The organism is Salinibacterium sp. AL4.1, assembly GCF_059767305.1.
In genome coordinates, this window is record NZ_JBSOQK010000002.1 from 381,949 (window position 1) to 402,820 (window position 20,872).

Genomic DNA, 20,872 nt, shown 5'->3' on the forward strand with positions numbered 1-20,872 from the left:
TTCACAAGATTAGCCTCAGAAGACTAATCCAAAACGAAGGGGGCTGACCCTCTCGAGCCAGCCCCCCTCAGTGCTATCTAACTAGTTGAGGTACGACGTCACGGCGATGTCGCCGGAGATGATGCCGTCCTTGACTGCGATGAGCTCAGCTTCGAGCTCTCCGTCAACCTTCGACTCGAACTCGTGGAACGGCGCGATGCCAACTCCACCGTTCTCGAGCGTTCCGATGTACGGGGTGTAGTCGAGCGATCCAGTCGATGCCTCAGTCACGACGTCTTCAACAGCGACACCGATCTGCTTGAGGATCGAGGTGAGGAACAAGTCCGCAGCTGCGGTCTCGGTCTGGGTGAGGTCAGCGTCGACGCCGATCATTGCGATGTCCTTGCCGGAGTCGCGGATTGCCTCAACCGCGCTCTGGAAGATGGGTCCACCGGCGGGAAGCAGAACGTCTGCACCCTGGTCGATCAGGTTCTGAGCTGCTGCACGCGAGTCGGTTCCGGGAGCGAAGGTACCGATGAAGGTTCCGTCCTGCGCTGCGATGTCCCAACCACGAACCGTAACGTCGGTTCCCTTTTCGGAGTTGTAGTACTCGATGCCCTGAGCGGTTCCGTCGAGGAAGATCGAAACGGTGGGGAAGTTCATTCCGCCGTACATTCCGACAACGCCGGTCTCCGAGTAGCTTGCTGCGGCGTAACCGGCGAGGAATGCAGCACCGGCGGTGTCGAAGAGGATCGGCTTGATGTTCGGAGCGTCAATCTCTCCGTCGAAGTCGTTGTCAGCTGCGTCATCGACGATGGCGAAGTTGATGTCGGGGTTGGCGAGGGCAAACTCGACGGTTGCTGCGGAGAGGTTGAATCCGACAGTAACGATCAGGTCGCAGCCTTCGGCTACGAGGCTCTCGATGTTGGGTGCGTAGTCGGCGTCGCTGGTCGACTCAACAGCGTTGAACTCGACACCGAGTGCGTCTGCTGCGGCTTCGATACCTTCGTAACCAAGCTGGTTGAACGACTTGTCGTCGAATCCGCCCGAGTCAGAAACCATGCAGGGAAGGTAGTCAAGCGCTTCGCCTGATCCGGCGTCGGTCTCTTCGGGTGCTGCTGCGCAACCGGCAAGTACGAGTGCGCTGGTGGCAACGAGCGCCATGCCGCTGAGTGCGCGGCCGTGAGTGCTGATTCTCAAGGTGTCCTCCAAGATGCTGTTCGACAGAATTTGTCGAAACATAGTGAACCTACGCTACCGAAGAATCAGGAGTTCCATTGTGCGAATATGAGCGCCGAAGCCGAATGGTTACAAACGCGAAATACGGTTGTCACAACACATCATTACGTCCGGAGACTTTTAGAGCATCCACCACAGATTTCACGCGCTGAGCGTTTGCAGTTGTTGTAACCAGCAAAGCGTCGGGGGTGTCGACCACGACAATGTTGTTTACCCCAATTAGGGAAATAAGCCGGTCAGTCTGGCTAATGACTACTCCGGTCGACTTGTCGGCCAAGACTCGAGCGTTCTCACCCAAGATCGCGAGGTCGGATTTGCGACCGCCCGAGTGCAGTTTGGCGATGGACGCGAAGTCTCCGACATCGTCCCAATCGAAGTCGCCGGGCACGACGACGAGCTTGCCCTCCGCCGCTGCGGGCTCTGCCACGGTGTAGTCGATGGCGATCTTGGTGAGGTGGGGCCAGACGGCGTCCACTACGGCACCACGCTGTGGGGTATCCCACGCTTCGGCGAGTTCAGTCAGGCCCGCGAGCAGTTCGGGCTCGGCCTTGCCTAATTGCTCGAGCAGTACATCCGCTCGGGAAATGAACATGCCGCCGTTCCACAGGTAATCGCCGCTGGCAACATACGACTGCGCGGTTGCGAAGTTGGGCTTCTCTACGAACGATTTGGCGCCGATCGCGCTCGGAGCACCCTCGATGTCGAGTGCGGCGCCGCAGTGAATGTAGCCAAAGCCGATCGCCGGCTCGGTGGGCGTGATACCGATGGCCGCGATGAATCCGGCGTTGGCGACGGCGATTGATTCCCGCACGCTGCGCCTAAACCCACGGATGTCGCGAATTACATGGTCAGCAGCAAACGATCCAATAATGACGTTGGGGTCGCGCTTGAGCAGGATCGCGGCCGCAAGCCCGATGGCAGCCGAAGAGTCTTTGGGTTCACTTTCGAGCACGACGTTGGGGTCGCTGAGTTCGGGAAGCTGCTTTTCAACCGCAGCGCGATGCGCTCGCCCGGTGACGACCATGATGCGGTCAGGCCCAGAGAGCGGTGCGAGCCGATCCCACGTATCGCGCAGCAGTGTTTGCCCCGACCCGGTGAGGTCGTGCAGAAACTTGGGAGCATCCGCACGCGAAAGCGGCCAGAGCCGTGATCCAATGCCACCGGCAGGGATCACGCTGTAGAAGTTGTCGAACGATGCCTCATGTTGGCTCATGCCTCCACCTTAGACTTCAGCACCCGTTAACTCGCCGGTTATCCGCGCCTCGTACCGTCAGCAGTACGAGACCGATTGAGGTGCTGATTGTGCGAGTCGTCATTGTGAGCGAAAGCTTTCTTCCCACTGTCAACGGAGTCACGAACAGTGTGCTCAAAGTGCTCGACTATTTGAGTGCCGAAGGCCACGATGCGATTGTGATTTGTCCTTCGGCGGGCGCGCCGAAAACCTACGCAGGGTTTCCGGTTCACGCGGTACCTGCTCTGGCTTATCGCCAATTCCCTGTCGGGCTCCCCAATCCGCAGGTACACAAGCTGATCGCCGACTTTCGGCCCGATGTTGTTCACGTAGCCGCCCCGTTCCTTCTCGGCGCACAGGCGATCTCCTCGGCCAACCGACTCGGCATTCCCACTGTTGCCATTTTTCAGACGGATGTCGCCGGCTACGCGCGCCGCCACCACCTCGGTCAGGCCACGAAGCTGGCCTGGCGCATCGTGCGCTGGATCCACGATGGCGCGCAACTAACTCTCGCTCCCTCGAGCACAGCCATGGCCGACCTGCAGGCCATCGGCCTGACGAAGCTCGAGCGCTGGGGTCGCGGCGTTGATCTGGCGATGTATCACCCCGCCAAGAAGCTCTCCCCCGCTACCGCTCGGCTGCGCAAACGGCTCGCCCCTCGCGGCGAAGTGGTTGTCGGCTACGTCGGACGCATCGCTCCCGAGAAACAAGTGGAACGCCTGCGAGCGCTTCGCGGCCTCACCGGAGTGCGCGTGGCGATCGTGGGAGACGGCTCATCGGTACCTCTCGTTAAGAAGGAGCTTGCCGGCATCCCGGTCACTTGGCTTGGCAAGCTGGGCGGCGAAGAGTTGGCCACGGCGTATGCGGCTTTCGACGTGTTCGCTCACACGGGCACGGAGGAGACCTTCGGCCAAACGCTTCAGGAAGCTCATGCAGCCGGATTGCCGGTAGTGGCTCCCCGCGCGGGCGGGCCAATCGACCTGATCACGCACGGCACGAATGGTTTTCTTTTCGAACCGGATAACGAGGATGAGTTGCGTGCCTATATAGAGGCGCTCTGCCTTGACCCGGCGCTTCGTGCACGCATGGGCGAGGCCGGCCGGCGAACAGTGCTGAACAAGTCGTGGAGCGGCATTTGCGCTGAACTCGTCGCGCACTACAACGACGCCATCGCGGCGGTGCCAGCGCAGCTCACGCGCTAGGCATCGCGCAGCTCGCGACGAGACGGAGTCCTCGGCAGGCGCGTTGCTCGAAAAACTCTTCACCTGCTGCCGCCACAGGGTAATTTTTGGGGCGACCGCTCATTGGTGCTCCTTAAGTTCAGCAATATTCACGAAAACCTTCGCGATTTCTTGCTATTTAGGGTCGACTGGGAAGCGGCCGTCTCTCAGCGGGAATAGAATGAATAGGTCCGCTGTGCGGACACTCATCGGTCGCGGTGGACGCGACCCAAGACCGCAAGGAGGGTCCTCGTGCCAGAGAAGTCGGCGAGCAACCTAGTGGCGGAGCCGCAGTCGCCGCCCAAGATTCGCTCACCCAAGAGACCTGCTGGCACCCTGTACCGGGGTAACGAGGGAATGTGGTCGTGGGTGTTGCACCGTATTACCGGTGTGTCCATCTACTTCTTCCTGCTCGTGCACATCTTGGACACAGCACTCGTTCGCGTAAGCCCTGAGGCATACAACATCGTCATCGAGTCCTACAAGACACCGCTCATGGGTCTTGCTGAGATCGGTCTTGTTGCGGCAATCGGGTTCCATGCCATCAACGGGCTGCGCATCATCCTGATCGACTTCTGGGCCTTCGGCGCCAAGCACCAGCGCACCCTCTTCTGGGTCGTCATCGGTATCTGGCTGGTGCTGCTTGCCGGATTCATCCCCCGCCAGCTAATGCACGTCTTCGGAGGTTGAGCATGAGTCTCATCGAAGCCCCCCGCACTCCTACCCGTGGTCGCCGCACTGGCGGCATCAACTGGGAAAAATGGGGATGGATCTACATGCGCGCCTCCGGCGTAGTTCTTGTCGTTCTCATCTTCGGCCACCTTCTCGTCAACATGTTCCTGGGCGAGGGCGTTAAGGCAATCGACTTCGCGTTCGTCGGCGGAAAGCTCTCCGACCCGTTCTGGCAAGTCTGGGACGGCCTGATGCTGTGGCTCGCCCTCATCCACGGTGCCAACGGTATGCGCACAATCGTGAATGACTACGCGACCAACCCGAAGGTGCGCACGGTTCTGCTTGCCGGAATCGCCGTATCGACCATCATCCTGATCGCGCTGGGAACCCTCGTGATCACCACCTTCGACCCCTGCCCAGCCGGTGCTGACCCAGCCCTGCTTGCAAGCTTCTGTGAGGCGCTTTAATTGTCTACGATCAACACCGGCGACATCGCCGACGGAACCGTTATTGACGGAGTCCACTACCACCAGTTCGACATCGTGATCGTGGGCGCCGGCGGCGCCGGTATGCGTGCCGCTATTGAAGCCGGCCCGCACGCCAAGACCGCGGTGATCTCCAAGCTCTACCCCACGCGCTCGCACACCGGTGCGGCGCAGGGCGGTATGGCTGCGGCCCTCGCCAACGTCGAGGACGACAACTGGGAATGGCACACCTACGACACCGTCAAGGGTGGCGACTACCTCGTCGACCAAGACGCTGCCGAGATCCTCGCTAAAGAGGCCATTGACGCGGTCATCGACCTCGAAAACATGGGCCTGCCCTTCAACCGCACCGAAGACGGCAAGATCGACCAGCGCCGCTTCGGCGGTCACACTCGCGAGCACGGCAAGGCTCCGGTTCGCCGCGCCTGCTACGCCGCCGACCGCACGGGTCACATGATCCTTCAGACGCTGTACCAAAACTGCGTCAAGCTCGGTATCAACTTCTTCAACGAGTTCTATGTTCTCGACCTGGTCATGACCGAGGTCGACGGCGTCGAAGAACCCTCCGGCGTTGTTGCCTACGAACTCGCTACCGGCGAGCTGCACGTGTTCCAGTCGAAGGCGATCATCTTCGCCACCGGTGGATTCGGCAAGATCTTCAAGACGACATCCAACGCTCACACCCTCACCGGTGATGGCGTCGGAATCATCTGGCGCAAGGGTCTTCCGCTCGAAGACATGGAGTTCTTCCAGTTCCACCCCACCGGGTTGGCTGGGCTGGGCATCCTGCTCTCTGAGGCTGCTCGAGGCGAAGGCGCGATCCTGCGTAACGCCGAGGGTGAGCGCTTCATGGAGCGCTACACGCCGACGCTCAAGGACCTCGCCCCGCGAGACATCGTTGCGCGCTCGATGGCCACCGAGATTCGTGAAGGCCGTGGAGCTGGTCCCGACAAGGACTACCTGTTCCTCGACATCACTCACCTTGAGCCTGCGGTTATCGACGAGAAGCTGCCAGACATCACGGAGTTCGCCCGCACCTACCTTGGTGTTGAGCCGTACACCGAGCCGGTTCCCGTACTGCCCACCGCGCACTACGCCATGGGTGGCATCCCGACCAACGTTGAAGCTGAAGTTCTGCGCAACAACACGGATGTCGTCAAGGGCCTCTACGCCGCTGGCGAGTGCGCATGTGTTTCCGTTCACGGCTCTAACCGTCTGGGCACCAACTCGCTGCTCGACATCAACGTCTTCGGAAAGCGCGCCGGAAAGTCGGCCGTTGAGTACGTGAAGACTGCGGACTTCGTTCCGCTGCCGAAGGACCCTGCCGGAGGCGTCAAGCGCATCCTCGACATGGTTCGCTCTGGTGATGGCACCGAGCGCATCGCTGTGATCCGTAAAGAGTTGCAAGACTCGATGGACCGCAACGCACAGATCTTCCGTACGGATGAAAGCCTCGAAGAGGTTACCCAGCTCATCCAGAAGCTGCGTGCACGCTACAAGAACATTCAGCTCCACGACAAGGGCAAGCGGTTCAACACCGACCTGCTCGAAGCCGTTGAGCTTGGCTTCTTGCTTGACCTTGCTGAAGTACTCGTATTCTCAGCTCGGTCGCGCAAGGAAAGCCGTGGAGGCCACATGCGTGAGGACTACCCCAACCGTGACGACGAGAACTTCCTCGTGCACACGATGGCGTACCTCACCGGCGACCCAGAATCAGAGGAGGCGGGTGAGCACATCCGTCTCGACTGGAAGCCGGTAGTGATCACTAACTACCCGCCGATGGAGAGAAAATACTAATGAGCACTGCCGTCGCTGACAAGAAGCCTGCCGCAGCCGAAGAGATTCCTACCTTCACTGCAACGCTCATCATCCGTCGTTTTGACCCGGATGTTGACGAAGAGCCGCGTTGGGAAGACTTTGACGTCGAACTGTACGCCACTGACCGCGTGCTCGACGCCCTGCACAAGATCAAGTGGGAGCAGGATGGGTCACTGACCTTCCGCCGCTCGTGCGCGCACGGTATTTGTGGTTCGGATGCCATGCGCATCAACGGCCGCAACCGCCTGGCCTGCAAGACCCTGATCAAGGATCTCGACATCACCAAGCCCATCTACGTGGAAGCCATCAAGGGCCTGCCGCTAGAGAAGGACTTGATCGTCGACATGGAGCCGTTCTTCGACTCCTACAAGGAGATCAACCCGTTCCTGATGGCTGGCGCCACCAAGGGCGGCAAGGAACGCAAGCAGAGCCCCGTAGAACGCGCTCGCTTCGACGACACAACCAAGTGCATCCTGTGCGCTGCGTGCACGTCGAGCTGCCCCGTGTTCTGGACCGACGGCCAGTACTTCGGCCCGGCCGCCATCGTGAACGCTCACCGCTTCATCTTCGACTCCCGCGATGAGGGCTCGCAGGTTCGCCTCGACATCCTCAACGACAAAGAAGGCGTGTGGCGTTGCCGCACCACCTTCAACTGCACCGACGCCTGCCCCCGTGGCATCCAGGTCACGCAGGCGATCGCCGAAGTGAAGCAAGCCATCATTAAGGGCAAGCCGTAACGGCTCACCCGCGTTAAACAAGATCACCCCTGTCACTACCTCGGTAGCGACAGGGGCGATTTGTTTGTGAGCGGCCGTCACCCACGGCGACCGCCCACACTGAGTATTCGGGTTACTCACTCAAAGAGACTGGTTTACCGGCACGTTATGACGGCAAAACGGGCCGAACACCCCCGAACTGGGGTTTAACTCAAGAGACGAATGTTGACGCCCTGGTTGTTGCCCGACGACAAGTTGAGTGGCTTGATGAGGTCGTTGATGAGCCCATCAACTGCTCCCAGAAGGTTTCCGAGCAGCCCACCATTGCCCACGAGGCCGCCGAGGTAGTCGCGATCGACCGTCTGCACGAGATCGAGTGACGAGAGACCTCCGGGAATACCCGTGACGTTGAGAACGAAGGTTCCGTTGCTCGACACGGTAGTTGTCGCGTAGACGAGTCCACCGGCTTGAAGAGATAGGTGGGCACCGGGTGTCGCAGTGCCTACGAGGTTGAGGTCGATATCAGCGGCGACGACTCCGCCGGGAGCGGTGTGCCCTTCCGGGGGTGCTCCCCCGGTGACCGTGCCGACGACAGCATCCACGAGTCCGCCCACTGCCCCGCCAACGCCGTCTACGACACCGCCAACGCCGTCTACGACGCCGCCCAGGCTAGTTCCGAGACCGCCGTCAGCTGATTCTCCTGCGACCGTCGCAGAGTCAATCGAGGGCACTGTAGGAATCGTAAGGTTGCTGGGGTCTGTGCGGTCGCCACCGAGGTTGTCGTTGACACTTGCCGCGGCTGAAGTGGAGCTGTCGGAGGAATCGATCAATTGGCTTGATGAGGTGCCGTCGGCCGTTGTGGATTCCGGACCCACTGGTGCCAGCGCAATAAACGATCCGGTGATCGCGATGGCGGCGGCAACGGTACCCGCGATCGTGACGGGAATCGCGCCTGCACTCGCGCCGCCCACAGCAGTAACAGCGGTTGCTCCGGCCAAGTGGGATGACGCGACGACGGCTGCTGGCATGGCCGGCGCTGCTGCAGCTGTGAGCGACGCGGCGCCACCCTGCCCGAAAGCACTCAGGAAGCCTCCGCCAGCAACGCCGCCCAGCAGCATCGGGATCATCACGAGTGCTAGGCGTGAACCAACTTCATCGACTTCTTCACATACGATCGCGCAGCGCGCGCATGACTCGAGGTGAGCCTCAATCTTCTTGGCGTCTCGCCCGCTGAGACTCTTGCGAGCATGCTCGCCAAATTTAGACATCGCCCATTGGCAATCACCGGATGCCGTTGCATCGTTGATGTGAGCCTGCAACCACGCTTTACGAAGGCCTTCACGCGCACGGTACGACAGCGCAGCGACACTGTTGGCGCTCATCCCTAACAGCGGAGCCACTTCGTGAGGATCCATGCCCTCTACTTCGGTGTACCAGAGCACCGACTGCCAGCGTTCCGGCAGTTCGCGGAAGGCCTTGGCGGTAAGGGTGTGGTCGAGGGCGATCGCAATCGGATCGTCAAGAGTGCTGGGGTCTTCGAAGTCGGCGATCTCATCCACTTGCACTTCGCGCGACGCAGCACCCCAGGTCGAAGCGAGGTTGCGAATGGTCGTATAGAGGTAAGGGCGAAAGGCTCCCTGCGGGCCGCCACCCGCCAGCACACGCTGGTAAATACGCGCGAACGACTCAGACACGAGATCGTCCGCGTCTATCGACGTGTACTGACGGGCAACACATATACCCGAGCGGTAGTGGCGACTCCAGAGCTCGGCAAAGGCGTTTTGTACCCCCGTACGCGCCTGTGCCAGCAGCTGCTCGTCCGAAGTGGTTAGCTTCGAAGCCACGATTCCGCTCATCCCCCTGATCCATTTCCCGGGCCTCTCTTTGTCCCTTTGGAGTGAAGGCTATAGAGAAATAACCTTCTTACCCAAAGAGACCGAGTAACCCGTTCTCTATGACGCAGACTATCGACTTTTCTGAAAAATTTGTGCCCCCACTAGGGGGGAACAGATCGTTCTGACCCGAACAGTGCCGCGTTTTAGCGGTTTTCAGACTAGCGGCGCACGCCGACGCATTGCCTCCCGAACTAGACCACCTGAACTCGGTGAGAGCGCTCTCCCCCGCCGGCACGGGGCGACGACAGAGAGGTATCACGCACGAATTGCGCACTCTTTAGCCACGACCACTTTTGCCGGTCAGGGCCGGATTGCGGGAAGACGGGAAGAACCATTCTGCAGACCTCCTTGTACCCCGCTTTGCTTATGCGGGTTGCCGAGAAGGCGTCAACTCCGAGACCGCATGCAGGATTTTGCCCCCGGAATACGCCTTCAGGCTGGACCACTTCACGGCACTAGGCCCATGACAGCGCGCCCGTAGCGCCAGCGTGAACTCCGTTAACGACGAAGTGCCGCCACCCGTTTTGGGGTGGCGGCACTTCGTGTGTTCTAGGTCTTAGGCAGCCTGTGCAGCAGCTTCACGAGCAGTTGGGCCGGTCGTCGCGTTGATGGCAGCAGCAGCGCGAGCCTTAGCCTGCTCGAGCGTGACCGTCAGGAGCTCGGCGCGCACGTCGGCGAGCGCCGCGGGCGTCATCGAGAGGCTCGTGACTCCGAGGCCGACAAGAACGATGGCGAGCTGCGGATCTGCAGCAGCTTCACCACAGACCCCAACGGGTTTGCCCGCAGCAGCACCAGCGTCTCCGAGCATCTTCACCATGCGAAGCACGGCAGGGTGCCACGGGTCTTGGAACTTGGCGAGGGTGCCGAGCATCCGGTCTGCCGCCAGCGTGTACTGGGTGAGGTCGTTGGAGCCGATCGAGACAAAGTCACTGCGCTCGGCAACCTGGTCGGCGAGAACGGCGAGCGAGGGAACCTCGGCCATGACACCCACGGTGTTGAGGCCAAGTTCGCGGCCCAGGGCGACGAAGTATTCGGTCTCTTCGGCATCCGACACCATCGGGGCCATGACCCAAAGGTCGGCGTCGGTCGCGTTCTGAGCGTTCACGAGCGCGGTGAGCTGGTCGCGCAGGATGTTCTCGTTGACACGAAGCGAGCGGAGGCCACGCTGGCCGAGGGCGGGGTTTACTTCTTCGCCCATGTCCATGAAGCTCAGCGGTTTGTCGGCACCGGCGTCGAGGGCGCGAACGACAACCTTCTTGCCGGGGAAGTGTTGCAGCATCGCGGTGTACTCCTTGGTCTGCTCTTCGACCGTGGGGGCCGACGTGGCATCGAGGAACATGAGCTCGGTGCGGAACAGGCCAACACCTTCCGCGCCGAGCTCGACTGCCTGCGCAGCCTCCGAGGGAGTGCCCAAGTTGGCGAGGAGCGGAACGAGGGTTCCGTCTGCGAGAGCTCCATCAGTGATGGGAGCGTTTGCTGCGGCGGCCAGCTCAGCGATGCGGGCTTCTGCTGCGGAGACTTGCTCAGCGGTGGGCTCCGTCGTGATGGTGCCGGCACCGGCATCCACAATCACGAGCGTCTCGTCGGCAAGCTCAAGCGCTTCGGCAACGCCCATGATGGCGGGGATCGCCTTCGAGCGAGCAAGAATTGCGGTGTGGCTGGTTGGTCCACCCTGGCGGGTGACGAGAGCGAGAACCTTGTCGAGCTCGAGCAGGGCGGTATCTGCTGGCGCGAGGTCGTCGGCAACGAGCACAAACGGCTCATCGCGCTGCGGAACGCCAGGCGCTTCAACGCCGCGTAGACGAGCAACAACGCGCTGGCTCACGTCACTGAGGTCGGTGGCACGTTCGGCCATCATGCCGCCCAGCGAAATCAACATCTCACGGAACGAAGCGAAAGCCTCAAATACTGCGCGCTCGGCTGCCTTACCGCCATCGATCAGTTCGTTCACGCTGTCGAGAATCGAGGGGTCTTCAGCCATTAGGGCTGTAGCGGTGAGAACCTCGTTGGCTTCAGCGTCCGCTTTCTCGGCGCGTGCGCGCAGATCGGCAGCCACAAATGTCAACGCTGATGCTGCGGCTTCTTTCTCTGCTGCGGCATCGCCGGAATGACGAGTATCCTTCGGTTCCGGAAGGGGGTCGGGCATTCGCACGACTTTCCCGACGGCGACCGATCGTCCGACTCCAACACCCTGAAGTTCCATGTGAAAAGACCTCTCCTCTGAGTTACGCACAGACAGCCTAGCTACTCTGGGAGGATGCAACTTGCGCAACGACTGAAACCAGCCATTGAGTGGGTACTCCAGCTACGGCCAGTGCGCGTCTTCATGCACTACGCGGACAAATTAGGACCACTCCTCTCATCGGGACTTTCCTACCAAGCGATCTTCGCCGTCTTCGCCGCAATCTGGGTTGGTTTCGCTGTCGCGGGCTTCATTGTGCAAGGCGATCCCGTTTTGCTCGATGCGGTCTACAACTTCATCTCTACCAACATCCCGGGGCTCATCGGTGACGGCAGCGGCAATGGGGCAATCAGCCGCGAGACCCTCGCCGACACCAGCGTTCTGGGTATCACCGGTGTCATCGCTGCATTCGGTTTGGCATTTACGGCTCTGGGCTGGATTGCGTCGGGTCGTGACGCTGTGCGCTCAATGTTTGGGCTGGAAAGCTCCGAAACAAACTTTCTTATTCTGAAGCTCAAGGATGCCGGGCTTGCAATCGGCTTCGGCCTCGCCGTGCTCATCTCGGCCGGCGTATCGGTGCTCAGTTCCGCCGCGCTCAACTGGATTCTCGGCCTCGTGTCGATCGGTGAAAACTCGACCGCCGGGGTGATCGCGACTCGCGGAGTCGCCCTCGTTATCGTCCTTGTTCTCGACACGGCAACACTCGGCATCTTCTACCGCGTCGTTTCTGGCATCAAGATCCCGTTCCGGATGCTCGCTCAGGGCACCATCATCGCCGCCGTCGCCCTGGGTGCGCTCAAATTTGGTGGTGGCTTCTTGCTTGAAGGCGCAACCCGCAACCCTCTCCTCGCTTCCTTCGCGGTCATCATCGGTCTGTTGATTTGGTTCAACTTCATTTGCCAGATCATCCTGATTGGCGCTGCTTGGATCGCCGTGGCTGCCGATGACGCGGATCTCGACATCAGCGGTGCTAAGCGTGATGAAGATGCTCCGCGTGCGGTCACATCAACGAAAGCCACCGAAGATGCAAAGGCGAACAAGGCGCAAAAAGCCGAAGGGCGACCGCAGCGCGATTCCGCCCGCTCATCTCAGTCGACGACAGCAACAGTGACGGATGACGATGCCCGCGAGCGCGGCCGAGCCAATGAAAAGAAGTTCAAGCGCACCTTCTCTCGAATGATGAAGCGCAACAAGAAGAAGTAGCACCCGCTGCAGTGCGCTCCGCAATCAGTTCGGGGTGCCGCGCAGTCGGTGCGCGTCGGTAGTCTTGAGGCATGGCAACACGTCTTCGCATCGCATCCGTCAATGTCAATGGTGTTCGCGCCGCCTACCGCAAGGGCATGGGCGACTGGCTGGATGCCCGGGACATCGACATTCTGGCGCTGCAAGAGGTTCGCGCCGCCGACGCCGATATCGAAGGGTTGCTCGGCGACGGCTGGAGCATCCTGCACGACGCTGCGACAGCAAAGGGTCGCGCGGGAGTCGCGCTGGCCTCGCGCAAGGGGTCTGCGGCATCCGCCCCTCTTGCTCACCGCGTAGCGCTCGGCGCCGACGATTTCGACAGCGCCGGTCGCTGGCTCGAAGCCGACTTTGACGTCAACGGTACGACCGTCACGGTTGTCAGCACCTACGTTCACTCGGGCGTCGTTGACACTCCCAAGCAAGTAGAGAAGTACAAGTTCTTAGAGGCCATGCTCGTGCGCCTGCCCGAGCTTGCCGCCCACAGCGACCACGCCCTGATCGTCGGCGACCTCAACGTTGGTCACCGCGAACTCGACATCAAGAACTGGCGCGGCAACCGCAAGAAAGCCGGCTTCTTGCTCGAGGAGCGCGCCTACTTCGACCGCTTCTTCGGCACCGCTGGCGAAACCATCGAATGTGTCGATGGCACGACCGCACCCGGCCTCGGTTGGGTGGATGTCGGCCGCCAGTTCGCCGGTGACGTCGACGGTCCGTACACCTGGTGGTCGCAGCGCGGCCAAGCTTTCGACACCGACACTGGTTGGCGTATCGACTACCACGTCGCCACCCCCGCGCTTGCAGCCACCGTTGCGGATTACCGCATCGACAAGGCCGGCGCCTGGGATGAGCGCTGGAGCGATCACGCTCCCGTCGTTGTTGACTATTCGATCTGAAAGAATTAGCCCATGAGCACCACACCTCGCCTGTTTTCAGGCATGCAGCCGTCTGCCGATTCGCTCCACGTGGGCAACTACATTGGCGCGCTCATGCAGTGGCGCGAGATGCAGCAGAACTACGACGCCGTCTTCTGCGTTGTTGACATGCACGCCATCACTGTTCCGCAGGAGCCAGAGCTGCTGCGCGCTCAGACCCGTCGCACCGCAGCGCAGTACATTGCCGGCGGTATCGACCCCGAGCACTCAGTGCTCTTTGTTCAGTCGCAGGTTCCGGCGCACGCCGAACTCGCCTGGGTGTTGAACACCATCACCGGCTTCGGTGAAGCGTCGCGCATGACCCAGTTCAAAGACAAGTCAGCCAAGCAGGGATCGGATGCCGCCTCCGTTGGCCTCTTCACCTACCCCGTGCTGATGGCCGCCGACATCCTGCTCTACGACACCGCGATTGTGCCGGTGGGCGAGGATCAGCGTCAGCACATCGAGCTCACGCGCGACCTCGCCACCCGCTTCAATTCGCGGTTTGGCGACACCTTTGTGATGCCGGAGCCGCAGATTCAGAAGGCCACGGCCAAGATTTACGACCTGCAGAACCCCGAGTCGAAGATGAGCAAGTCAGCGACGACGGATGCTGGCGTGCTGTGGTTGCTCGACGAGCCGAACAAGACGGCTAAGAAGATCAAATCGGCCGTGACAGATGCTGACCGCGAGATCCGTTTCGACCGCGGCGAGAAGCCGGGCGTCTCGAACCTGCTCACGCTGCACTCGACGTTTAGTGGAACATCCGTTGCCGACCTCGAAGCGCAGTTCGAGGGCAAAGGCTACGGCGATCTCAAGAAGGAAGTTGCCGAGGTTGTGGTGTCAGAGTTCGCGCCCGTGCGTGAGCGCACCCTTGAGCTGCTTGCCGACCCGGCCGAGCTCGACCGCATGCTCAGCAAGAACGCCGAGCGCGCCAACGAGATGGCTCAGAAGACGCTCGACCGCGTTTATGACCGCATCGGCTTCTTGCCGCGGGTGCGCTAATGCAGGTCTTTAATCTCTCGAGCGAGCGCCTCACTCTCGACGCCCTCACCGGCGACGATGTCGAGCTGATGACCGCCTACTGCCAAGACCCGATCTTCGAGCACACGCTCACGATCCCGTGGCCGTACGTGAAGTCAGACGCCGAATTCTTCATCAACAACCTGGTGGCGCAGTGGTGGGAAGATGACGACGAATACACCTGGGCGATCCGCGAAACCGGCAAGCCTGAACTGCTCGGCGTCATCAGCTTTCGCCTCTACAACGACACCATCGGCTACTGGATGGGCGAACCGCACCGCGGCAAGGGCTTCATGAAAGAAGCCGTCGCTGAGGTCAGCCGCTGGGTGTTCTCCACCGGCCGCCCCGAAGTGCGCTGGGAAGCCCTCGTGGGCAACAAAGCCTCCGCCGCCATCGCCAAGAGCCTCGGCTTCATCTACACCGGCATCGAGCCCGCGTCGAGCGAATACCGCGGCGGCACGCATCCGCCCTCGTGGTGGGCAACGCTCACTGCTCCGGATGAGAACCCCACCTATGAGGTCGAGTCCGGCCAGCAGTGGCCGGTCTAGCGAGCACCACATGCAGCCCGTTGTCCTGACGACCGAACGACTCACTCTCGACGCGCTCACAGACGCCGATGTCGACGTGATGACCTCGTATTGCCAAGACACCGTGCTCAAAGATGCGGTTCCCATCCCGTGGCCCTACGAGCGTGAGCACGCGGATGGGTTCATCAATGAACTTGCACCTCAGTGGTGGACGGAGGGCTCCGAATTCACGTGGGCTATTCGTCGCGCGGGCGACCCGCTGCTGCTCGGTGTCGTTGGATTCAACGTAAAGAGCGCCGCGATCGGATATTGGCTGGGCGCTACCCACCGCGGTAAAGGTTTTATGCCCGAAGCAGTCGCCGCTGCCGCGAAATGGCTTCACTCCGTGGGGCACGCTGAGTTGCATTGGGAGGCGGTCGTGGGAAATGTTGCGTCGGCGCGCGTTGCTCAGAAGGTCGGCTTCGAGTACACCGGCACGGCGCCCGCCCTGGGGCGATTCCGCGACGACACTCGCCCGCTGTGCTGGCACGCTCGCCGCAGCACCGACCGCGCTGCGACTAGCACTGCGGCCACGGAACCGGCAGCCACAGCGCTGCCGTGGCCGGCCTAGCGCTCTGATCAAACTGAGGCGATATCGTAATCCCATGACCGGCATCGACTCCGAGCCCCCTGAACCCACCGGGTACTTCCCGATGGCAGGATTCGTCGAACCAGAGCAACTCATGACGAGCACTCCTGTGCCTCTGGTTGCCAACACTTCCGCTGTGCGACTGATCGTGTTGATGCCGATTGCGCAGGCTCTGATCGTGACAGCGCACGTGATCGGAATGCGCGGAACGACAACCTGGCTGTTCTTGGGCTTCACCATGGGTGTCGGAGCGGTACTGTCTTGCGTTCTGGCGTGGGCAGATCGTACCGAACTCGAGCATCGCGGGTTTTCGCGAATACCGTCACCACTCTGGGCTCTCCCGCTGCCGCTTATCTACCTTGCGCTTCGCGGGTATGCCGCTGAGAAGAACGATTGGACAGCGCATCGCCCGACTTGGGTTCACCTAGGCCTCTTCGCGGCGCTGATCGCAATCGGATGCGTCGTGATGATCTTTGACACACTCTTTTAGAAGTCTCTTCCTGCCTGGACCGAACCCACCAACGCCGAAACGGACGTGCATTGACCATTACCGTCGCCCTCTTTGACCTTGACGACACCCTGTTTGCCCATCGGGCATCCGTCGACCTTGGTATTCGCAATCACCGACGTTCGTTGGGCGCCGCGTTTGCTGCCGGACCCAGCGCCGACGGCAGCACGGTGTGGCCCGACGATGCGGCGGAGAGTGTGCGCTGGACCGCGCTCGAAGAACACCACTACCACCGCTACCTCGGCGGCGAACTGACATTCGAAGGTCAACGCCAAGCGCGCGCCCGCGGTTTCGTCGAGCCCTACGGCGTGATGCTCAACGATGCCGAATCCAGCCAGTGGTTCGACACCTACTTCGAGGCGTACCGCGCAGCATGGCACCTGCACGACGACGCCCTCGCCTGCCTCGACGCACTCGAGGCTCGCTCCCCCGCCACCCGCATCGGCATCATCACCAACGGCGAACTCGACTTTCAGACGCGCAAAGTTGAGAGAGTCGGCCTCACCAACCGGGTTGAGCATCTCGTCGCGAGCGGCGAATTCGGGCACACCAAACCCGACCCACGGATCTTTCACCACACCTGCGAACTCTTCGGCGTCGAGCCCGCCAACGCGGTCTACATCGGCGACCGGCTAGCGACGGATGCGCTGGGAGCCGCGAATGCCGGACTCACCGGAGTGTGGCTCGACCGCGAGCGCAGCGCAACCACCGACCAACTCGACGAAGCTCGGGCGGCCGGCGTCAGCGTCATCCACTCGCTTGATGAATTGGTGGCGCTGCTCGACTGAGACAGTACTGCGCGCACGCCCGAATGCACCGCGTAACAAACTGAGAAGTTGGGGCGGGAATAGTTTGCGGCGAAACGCGTTGAGTAGACTAAGCAAAGCAAAACGTGCTCCGGGGCTCGGTGAGAATCCGAACCGGCGGTTATAGTCCGCGACCCGCGCCGAAGTGAAAACTTCGAAACGGTTGACCTGGTGAAACTCCGGGACCGACGGTAATGAAGTCGCAAGACTTCTCAGTCCGGATAAGAGGAAGCACGAGCCGAAGCATCTGTAGTGCCCGAAATATGGGCGCCCAGAATGGACCGGCGGGTTTTTCGAACCCACATTCCCGGAGCGCGTCCCACGAGACGAGAGCCCGGATGACCACCCCAGAACAGCAGGCACAGCTGGAGAAGCTGATGCGCCATGCGCTGTCGTTGGCGAGCCACGGGCCGATCACCGGCGGCAACCCTCAAGTGGGTTGCGTGCTCGTGGATGCCGACGGCCAGATAGTGGCTGAGGGTTGGCACCACGGCGCGGGCACTCCGCACGCTGAGGTGGATGCTCTCGCCAAACTTGGTGGCAACGCCGCCGGCCTCACCGCCATCGTCACCCTCGAGCCCTGCAACCACCACGGCCGTACCGGCCCCTGCGCTCAAGCCCTGCTCGATGCTGGCGTGAGCCGCGTCGTCTACGCGGTGTCTGATCCTGGGCCGCATTCCGCTGGCGGAGCCGAACGCCTCCGCACTGGTGGCGTCGAAGTGATCGCCGGCATCGCTCAGGCCGAGGCCGAAGAATTTTTGCACTCGTGGCTGACCGCTGCTCGACTGCAGCGTCCCCACGTCACCGTGAAGTGGGCATCCACCCTCGACGGGCGTGCTGCAGCCGCCGATGGCACGAGCCAGTGGATCACCGGCACCGCCGCCCGCCAGCACGTGCACGAGCAACGAGCGCGCGCCGATGCGATCGTTGTCGGCACAGGCACAGTGCTCGCCGATGACCCGAGCCTGACCGCGCGGGGCGACGCCGGCGAACTACTCGAGTCGCAACCGCAGCCGGTGGTGCTCGGTCGGCGCGAGATTCCGGCGGATGCCCAACTGCGCCAGCACCCCGAGCAACTGCGTCAGTTTGACGGGCGCGACCTCGACGCCGCACTGAGCGAACTGTTTGAGGCGGGCATCCGTCGCGTCTTCGTTGAAGGCGGCCCGACTATCGCGAGCGCCTTCATCGCTGCGGGGCTTGCGGATGAACTGCTCATCTACCTGGCTCCGAAGCTGTTGGGCGGCCCCAAGGTAGCGCTCGGCGAGCTCGGGGTATCGACCATGGCTGAGGCGAAAGACCTCAGCATCACTGAACTTCGCCCGCTGGGCAACGACGTACTGATTGTCGCCCGCCCGGCGACAGAAACGAGAGCGTAACCATGTTTACCGGAATCATTGAAGAGCTCGGCGATGTCGTCGAGCTGGCCGCGACCGATGATGGCGCTCGCCTCACGGTTCGCGCCCCGCAAGCGGTGTCGGATGCCGGCCACGGTGACTCGATCAGCGTGAGCGGTGTGTGCCTCACCGTTGTCGATCAGGGCCCCGACTGGTTCACGGCCGACGTCATGGGCGTCACCCTCGACATGAGCACGCTCGGGTCGCTCGCTGCCGGCGCCCGGGTGAACATCGAACGCGCCATGCAGGTTGGCGATCGTCTCGGCGGTCACATCGTGCAGGGTCACATCGACGGCACGAGCACGGTTCTGAGCGTCACCGATGAGGGCAGCTGGAGCATCCTGCGTTTCAGCCTCACCGCAGAACTCGCACCGCTCGTCGCCCGCAAGGGTTCGATCGCGGTGCACGGCGTCTCGCTCACGGTGAGTGCTGTCGGCCGCGACTGGTTTGAGGTTTCGCTGATTCCCGAAACCCTCACCGCTACAACGTTGGGAGCGCTCGCTGTGGGCGACTCCGTCAACATCGAAACCGACATCCTCGCCCGCCATGTGGCCCGGATGGCCGAGTTCACCGACGCTGATCAGCGTCACGAAAGGAGCGGGTCATGAGCCTCGCCACCATCCCCCAGGCCGTTGAAGCGTTGCGCGCTGGCCGCCCCGTGATTGTTGCCGACGATGAGGGCCGCGAGAACGAAGGCGACGTCATCATTTCCGCCGAGCTCGCCAGCCAAGAGTGGATTGCGTGGATGGTGCGCCACTCGTCCGGCTTCATCTGCGCCCCGATGACCAACGAGATCGCTGACGCCCTCGCGCTGCCGCCGATGGTTACTCACAACGAAGACCCTCGCGGCACGGCGTACACCGTGTCGGTGGATGCCGCCAACCGTCTCAGCACCGGCATCAGCGCCTCCGATCGGGCCCACACTCTGCGGGTGCTCGCCGATCCCCTCTCGATGCCAGCGAGTCTGCACCGTCCGGGTCACATCATGCCGCTGCGCGCGGTCGATGGTGGAGTGCGTGAGCGCGACGGTCACACCGAAGCATCTGTCGATCTGATGAAGCTCGCCGGGTTGCACCCCGTTGCGGCGATCTCGGAGATCGTGCTCGACTCGGGCGAGATGATGCGCCTCCCCGAGCTGATCGAATTCGGTGCTCGCGAAGACGTTCTCGTGATCACGATTCTGGACCTCATGCACTGGCTCGAAGAGAACCGCTGCGACACCATCCCGGCACCGATTGAGCCGATTCCCGAGATGAGTCGCGTGCAGTTCGAGGTTGAAACCACGATCCCGACCGTGCACGGATCCTTCACCGTGCGGGCTTACCGCGACAACGCGACGGGCGCCGATCACGTGGCGTTCATCGCGCCGGGAACGCTTGACCACACCGCCGAGGGCCCTACTCTGGTGCGCGTGCACTCGGAGTGCCTCACGGGAGAAGCGTTTGGTTCGCTGAAGTGCGAGTGCGGCCCTCAACTCGATGCTGCGCTCGAGACGGTGCACCGCGATGGTGGCGCCGTGATTTACCTCCGCGGCCACGAAGGTCGTGGTATCGGGCTTATCAACAAGCTGCGCGCGTACCGTCTGCAAGAAGACGGGCTCGACACCCTCGACGCGAATCTGGCTCTCGGCCTGCCTGCTGACTCCCGCGACTACGGGGCTGCCGTCGGCATCCTCAAGGATCTCGGAATCTCGTCGGTCAGCCTGCTCAGCAACAACCCTGAAAAGAAGCGTCAGCTCGAAGAGCGTGGCGTGATCGTCGGCGAACTCGTGCCGCTCGTTGTGGGCGTTGGCGCCAGCAACGAGGGTTACCTCGAAACCAAGCGTGACCGCATGGGTCACCAACTCCCCACCACCGCCGTGCTTGATGAAGCACGACTTACCGCGAAAGGCCTCTGATGAGTGGCGCAGGATCCCCCGAAATTGTTACCGACGCAACCGGCCTCAAGGTCACGATCATCGCCGGGCAGTGGCACGAGGTCATCACCAACGGGCTTCTCGCCGGCGCCCACCGCGCCCTCAAGGCGGCGAATGCCGAGGTGACTGAGGTGCGGGTTCCCGGCAGCTTCGAGCTGCCCGTCGCGAGCAAGGCAGCCCTCGATGCTGGGGCGGATGCCGTTGTTGCTCTCGGCGTCATCATCCGTGGCGGAACACCCCACTTTGAATACGTGTCGGATGCCGCCACCAGCGGTCTCACGCAGGTGTCGATCCTGACCGGCAAACCGGTGGGCTTCGGCGTGCTCACGCTCGACGATGAACAGCAGGGCCTCGATCGAGCCGGGCTAGAGGGCTCGAAAGAGGACAAGGGTGAAGAAGCCGCCAACGCTGCTATCGCGACCGCGGTGCTGTTGCGGCAGCTTCGCGGGGAGTAACGGCGGAGCCAGCCCCGATAGGATCG

20 protein-coding genes and 1 riboswitch are annotated in these 20,872 nt (G+C 61.9%); of the genes, 16 read left to right on the forward strand and 4 right to left on the reverse strand.

Annotated features, from left to right (window positions below):
• Positions 1-81: 81 nt before the first annotated feature.
• Together ACWTV3_RS11180 and ACWTV3_RS11185 are read right to left on the reverse strand one after the other, a co-directional pair.
• Positions 82-1,221 (reverse strand): BMP family lipoprotein, encoded by a 1,140-nt coding sequence (locus tag ACWTV3_RS11180; RefSeq protein ID WP_498478283.1) that lies wholly within the window; start codon positions 1,219-1,221, stop codon positions 82-84.
• Positions 1,222-1,309: 88 nt separating this feature from the next.
• Positions 1,310-2,431 carry a mannose-1-phosphate guanylyltransferase gene (locus tag ACWTV3_RS11185; protein WP_498478284.1) on the reverse strand — a complete coding sequence of 374 codons (1,122 nt, stop codon included), beginning with the start codon at positions 2,429-2,431 and terminating at the stop codon, positions 1,310-1,312.
• Positions 2,432-2,520: 89 nt separating this feature from the next.
• Here ACWTV3_RS11185 and ACWTV3_RS11190 point away from each other — a divergent pair, with 89 nt between their 5' ends.
• From ACWTV3_RS11190 to ACWTV3_RS11210, 5 genes are all read left to right on the forward strand, one after another.
• Positions 2,521-3,651, forward strand: coding sequence for a glycosyltransferase family 4 protein (locus ACWTV3_RS11190; RefSeq protein WP_498478285.1), 1,131 nt, complete (start codon positions 2,521-2,523; stop codon positions 3,649-3,651).
• A gap of 297 nt (positions 3,652-3,948) precedes the next feature.
• Positions 3,949-4,359, forward strand: coding sequence for a succinate dehydrogenase, cytochrome b556 subunit (gene sdhC / locus ACWTV3_RS11195; protein WP_498478546.1), 411 nt, complete (start codon positions 3,949-3,951; stop codon positions 4,357-4,359).
• A gap of 2 nt (positions 4,360-4,361) precedes the next feature.
• Positions 4,362-4,808, forward strand: coding sequence for a succinate dehydrogenase, hydrophobic membrane anchor protein (gene sdhD / locus ACWTV3_RS11200; RefSeq protein ID WP_100389560.1), 447 nt, complete (start codon positions 4,362-4,364; stop codon positions 4,806-4,808).
• Complete coding sequence (gene sdhA / locus ACWTV3_RS11205) at positions 4,809-6,623, forward strand: succinate dehydrogenase flavoprotein subunit (protein ID WP_498478286.1); 1,815 nt, start codon at positions 4,809-4,811, stop codon at positions 6,621-6,623.
• The gene (locus tag ACWTV3_RS11210; RefSeq protein ID WP_100389559.1) at positions 6,623-7,381 is read left to right on the forward strand and encodes a succinate dehydrogenase iron-sulfur subunit; all 759 of its coding nucleotides are present in this window, start codon (positions 6,623-6,625) and stop codon (positions 7,379-7,381) included. The genes sdhA and ACWTV3_RS11210 overlap by 1 nt, the downstream gene beginning before the upstream one ends.
• A gap of 185 nt (positions 7,382-7,566) precedes the next feature.
• Here the strand turns inward: ACWTV3_RS11210 and ACWTV3_RS11215 are convergent, their stop codons facing one another.
• Positions 7,567-9,216 (reverse strand): sigma-70 family RNA polymerase sigma factor, encoded by a 1,650-nt coding sequence (locus tag ACWTV3_RS11215; protein WP_498478287.1) that lies wholly within the window; start codon positions 9,214-9,216, stop codon positions 7,567-7,569.
• A gap of 595 nt (positions 9,217-9,811) precedes the next feature.
• Positions 9,812-11,401 (reverse strand): phosphoenolpyruvate--protein phosphotransferase, encoded by a 1,590-nt coding sequence (ptsP, locus tag ACWTV3_RS11220; RefSeq protein WP_498478288.1) that lies wholly within the window; start codon positions 11,399-11,401, stop codon positions 9,812-9,814.
• Between the two features lie 111 nt (positions 11,402-11,512).
• Between ptsP and ACWTV3_RS11225 the strand changes: the two genes are divergently transcribed.
• The 11 genes from ACWTV3_RS11225 (at position 11,513) to ribH (ending at position 20,846) form a co-directional block, all read left to right on the forward strand.
• Complete coding sequence (locus tag ACWTV3_RS11225) at positions 11,513-12,640, forward strand: YihY/virulence factor BrkB family protein (RefSeq protein WP_498478289.1); 1,128 nt, start codon at positions 11,513-11,515, stop codon at positions 12,638-12,640.
• Between the two features lie 71 nt (positions 12,641-12,711).
• Entirely contained in the window at positions 12,712-13,572 is an 861-nt protein-coding gene (locus ACWTV3_RS11230; RefSeq protein ID WP_498478290.1) for an exodeoxyribonuclease III, read from the forward strand.
• 12 nt (positions 13,573-13,584) lie between these two features.
• Positions 13,585-14,595 (forward strand): tryptophan--tRNA ligase, encoded by a 1,011-nt coding sequence (gene trpS, locus ACWTV3_RS11235; RefSeq protein WP_498478291.1) that lies wholly within the window; start codon positions 13,585-13,587, stop codon positions 14,593-14,595.
• Positions 14,595-15,161: a GNAT family N-acetyltransferase gene (locus tag ACWTV3_RS11240; protein ID WP_498478292.1), complete on the forward strand. Its 567-nt coding sequence runs from the start codon at positions 14,595-14,597 to the stop codon at positions 15,159-15,161. The genes trpS and ACWTV3_RS11240 overlap by 1 nt, the downstream gene beginning before the upstream one ends.
• 10 nt (positions 15,162-15,171) lie before the next feature.
• Positions 15,172-15,750 carry a GNAT family N-acetyltransferase gene (locus ACWTV3_RS11245; RefSeq protein WP_498478293.1) on the forward strand — a complete coding sequence of 193 codons (579 nt, stop codon included), beginning with the start codon at positions 15,172-15,174 and terminating at the stop codon, positions 15,748-15,750.
• 34 nt (positions 15,751-15,784) lie between these two features.
• A complete protein-coding gene (locus ACWTV3_RS11250; RefSeq protein WP_498478294.1) occupies positions 15,785-16,258 on the forward strand; it encodes a hypothetical protein in 474 nt (157 codons plus the stop codon).
• Positions 16,259-16,308: 50 nt separating this feature from the next.
• Positions 16,309-17,064: an HAD family hydrolase gene (locus ACWTV3_RS11255; RefSeq protein WP_498478295.1), complete on the forward strand. Its 756-nt coding sequence runs from the start codon at positions 16,309-16,311 to the stop codon at positions 17,062-17,064.
• 101 nt (positions 17,065-17,165) lie between these two features.
• A riboswitch (FMN riboswitch) is annotated at positions 17,166-17,320 on the forward strand.
• 100 nt (positions 17,321-17,420) lie between these two features.
• Positions 17,421-18,458 (forward strand): bifunctional diaminohydroxyphosphoribosylaminopyrimidine deaminase/5-amino-6-(5-phosphoribosylamino)uracil reductase RibD, encoded by a 1,038-nt coding sequence (gene ribD, locus ACWTV3_RS11260; protein WP_498478296.1) that lies wholly within the window; start codon positions 17,421-17,423, stop codon positions 18,456-18,458.
• Positions 18,459-18,460: 2 nt separating this feature from the next.
• Entirely contained in the window at positions 18,461-19,084 is a 624-nt protein-coding gene (locus ACWTV3_RS11265) for a riboflavin synthase (RefSeq protein WP_498478297.1), read from the forward strand.
• Positions 19,081-20,373, forward strand: a complete 1,293-nt coding sequence (ribB, locus tag ACWTV3_RS11270; RefSeq protein WP_498478298.1) for a 3,4-dihydroxy-2-butanone-4-phosphate synthase — start codon at positions 19,081-19,083, stop codon at positions 20,371-20,373. The genes ACWTV3_RS11265 and ribB overlap by 4 nt, the downstream gene beginning before the upstream one ends.
• A complete protein-coding gene (gene ribH, locus ACWTV3_RS11275) occupies positions 20,373-20,846 on the forward strand; it encodes a 6,7-dimethyl-8-ribityllumazine synthase (protein WP_100389547.1) in 474 nt (157 codons plus the stop codon). The genes ribB and ribH overlap by 1 nt, the downstream gene beginning before the upstream one ends.
• Positions 20,847-20,872: the final 26 nt, after the last annotated feature.

Excerpts from the sequence above, each read along its gene's own strand:
- ACWTV3_RS11180 (WP_498478283.1), bottom strand. The coding sequence starts at position 1,221 with ATGTTTCGACAAATTCTGTCGAACAGCATCTTGGAGGACACCTTGAGA.
- ACWTV3_RS11185 (WP_498478284.1), bottom strand. The coding sequence starts at position 2,431 with ATGAGCCAACATGAGGCATCGTTCGACAACTTCTACAGCGTGATCCCT.
- sdhD (WP_100389560.1), top strand. The coding sequence starts at position 4,362 with ATGAGTCTCATCGAAGCCCCCCGCACTCCTACCCGTGGTCGCCGCACT.
- ACWTV3_RS11210 (WP_100389559.1), top strand. The coding sequence starts at position 6,623 with ATGAGCACTGCCGTCGCTGACAAGAAGCCTGCCGCAGCCGAAGAGATT.
- ACWTV3_RS11215 (WP_498478287.1), bottom strand. The coding sequence starts at position 9,216 with ATGAGCGGAATCGTGGCTTCGAAGCTAACCACTTCGGACGAGCAGCTG.
- ptsP (WP_498478288.1), bottom strand. The coding sequence starts at position 11,401 with ATGCCCGACCCCCTTCCGGAACCGAAGGATACTCGTCATTCCGGCGAT.
- ACWTV3_RS11225 (WP_498478289.1), top strand. The coding sequence starts at position 11,513 with ATGCAACTTGCGCAACGACTGAAACCAGCCATTGAGTGGGTACTCCAG.
- ACWTV3_RS11230 (WP_498478290.1), top strand. The coding sequence starts at position 12,712 with ATGGCAACACGTCTTCGCATCGCATCCGTCAATGTCAATGGTGTTCGC.
- trpS (WP_498478291.1), top strand. The coding sequence starts at position 13,585 with ATGAGCACCACACCTCGCCTGTTTTCAGGCATGCAGCCGTCTGCCGAT.
- ACWTV3_RS11240 (WP_498478292.1), top strand. The coding sequence starts at position 14,595 with ATGCAGGTCTTTAATCTCTCGAGCGAGCGCCTCACTCTCGACGCCCTC.
- ACWTV3_RS11245 (WP_498478293.1), top strand. The coding sequence starts at position 15,172 with ATGCAGCCCGTTGTCCTGACGACCGAACGACTCACTCTCGACGCGCTC.
- ACWTV3_RS11250 (WP_498478294.1), top strand. The coding sequence starts at position 15,785 with ATGACCGGCATCGACTCCGAGCCCCCTGAACCCACCGGGTACTTCCCG.
- ribD (WP_498478296.1), top strand. The coding sequence starts at position 17,421 with ATGACCACCCCAGAACAGCAGGCACAGCTGGAGAAGCTGATGCGCCAT.
- ACWTV3_RS11265 (WP_498478297.1), top strand. The coding sequence starts at position 18,461 with ATGTTTACCGGAATCATTGAAGAGCTCGGCGATGTCGTCGAGCTGGCC.
- ribB (WP_498478298.1), top strand. The coding sequence starts at position 19,081 with ATGAGCCTCGCCACCATCCCCCAGGCCGTTGAAGCGTTGCGCGCTGGC.
- ribH (WP_100389547.1), top strand. The coding sequence starts at position 20,373 with ATGAGTGGCGCAGGATCCCCCGAAATTGTTACCGACGCAACCGGCCTC.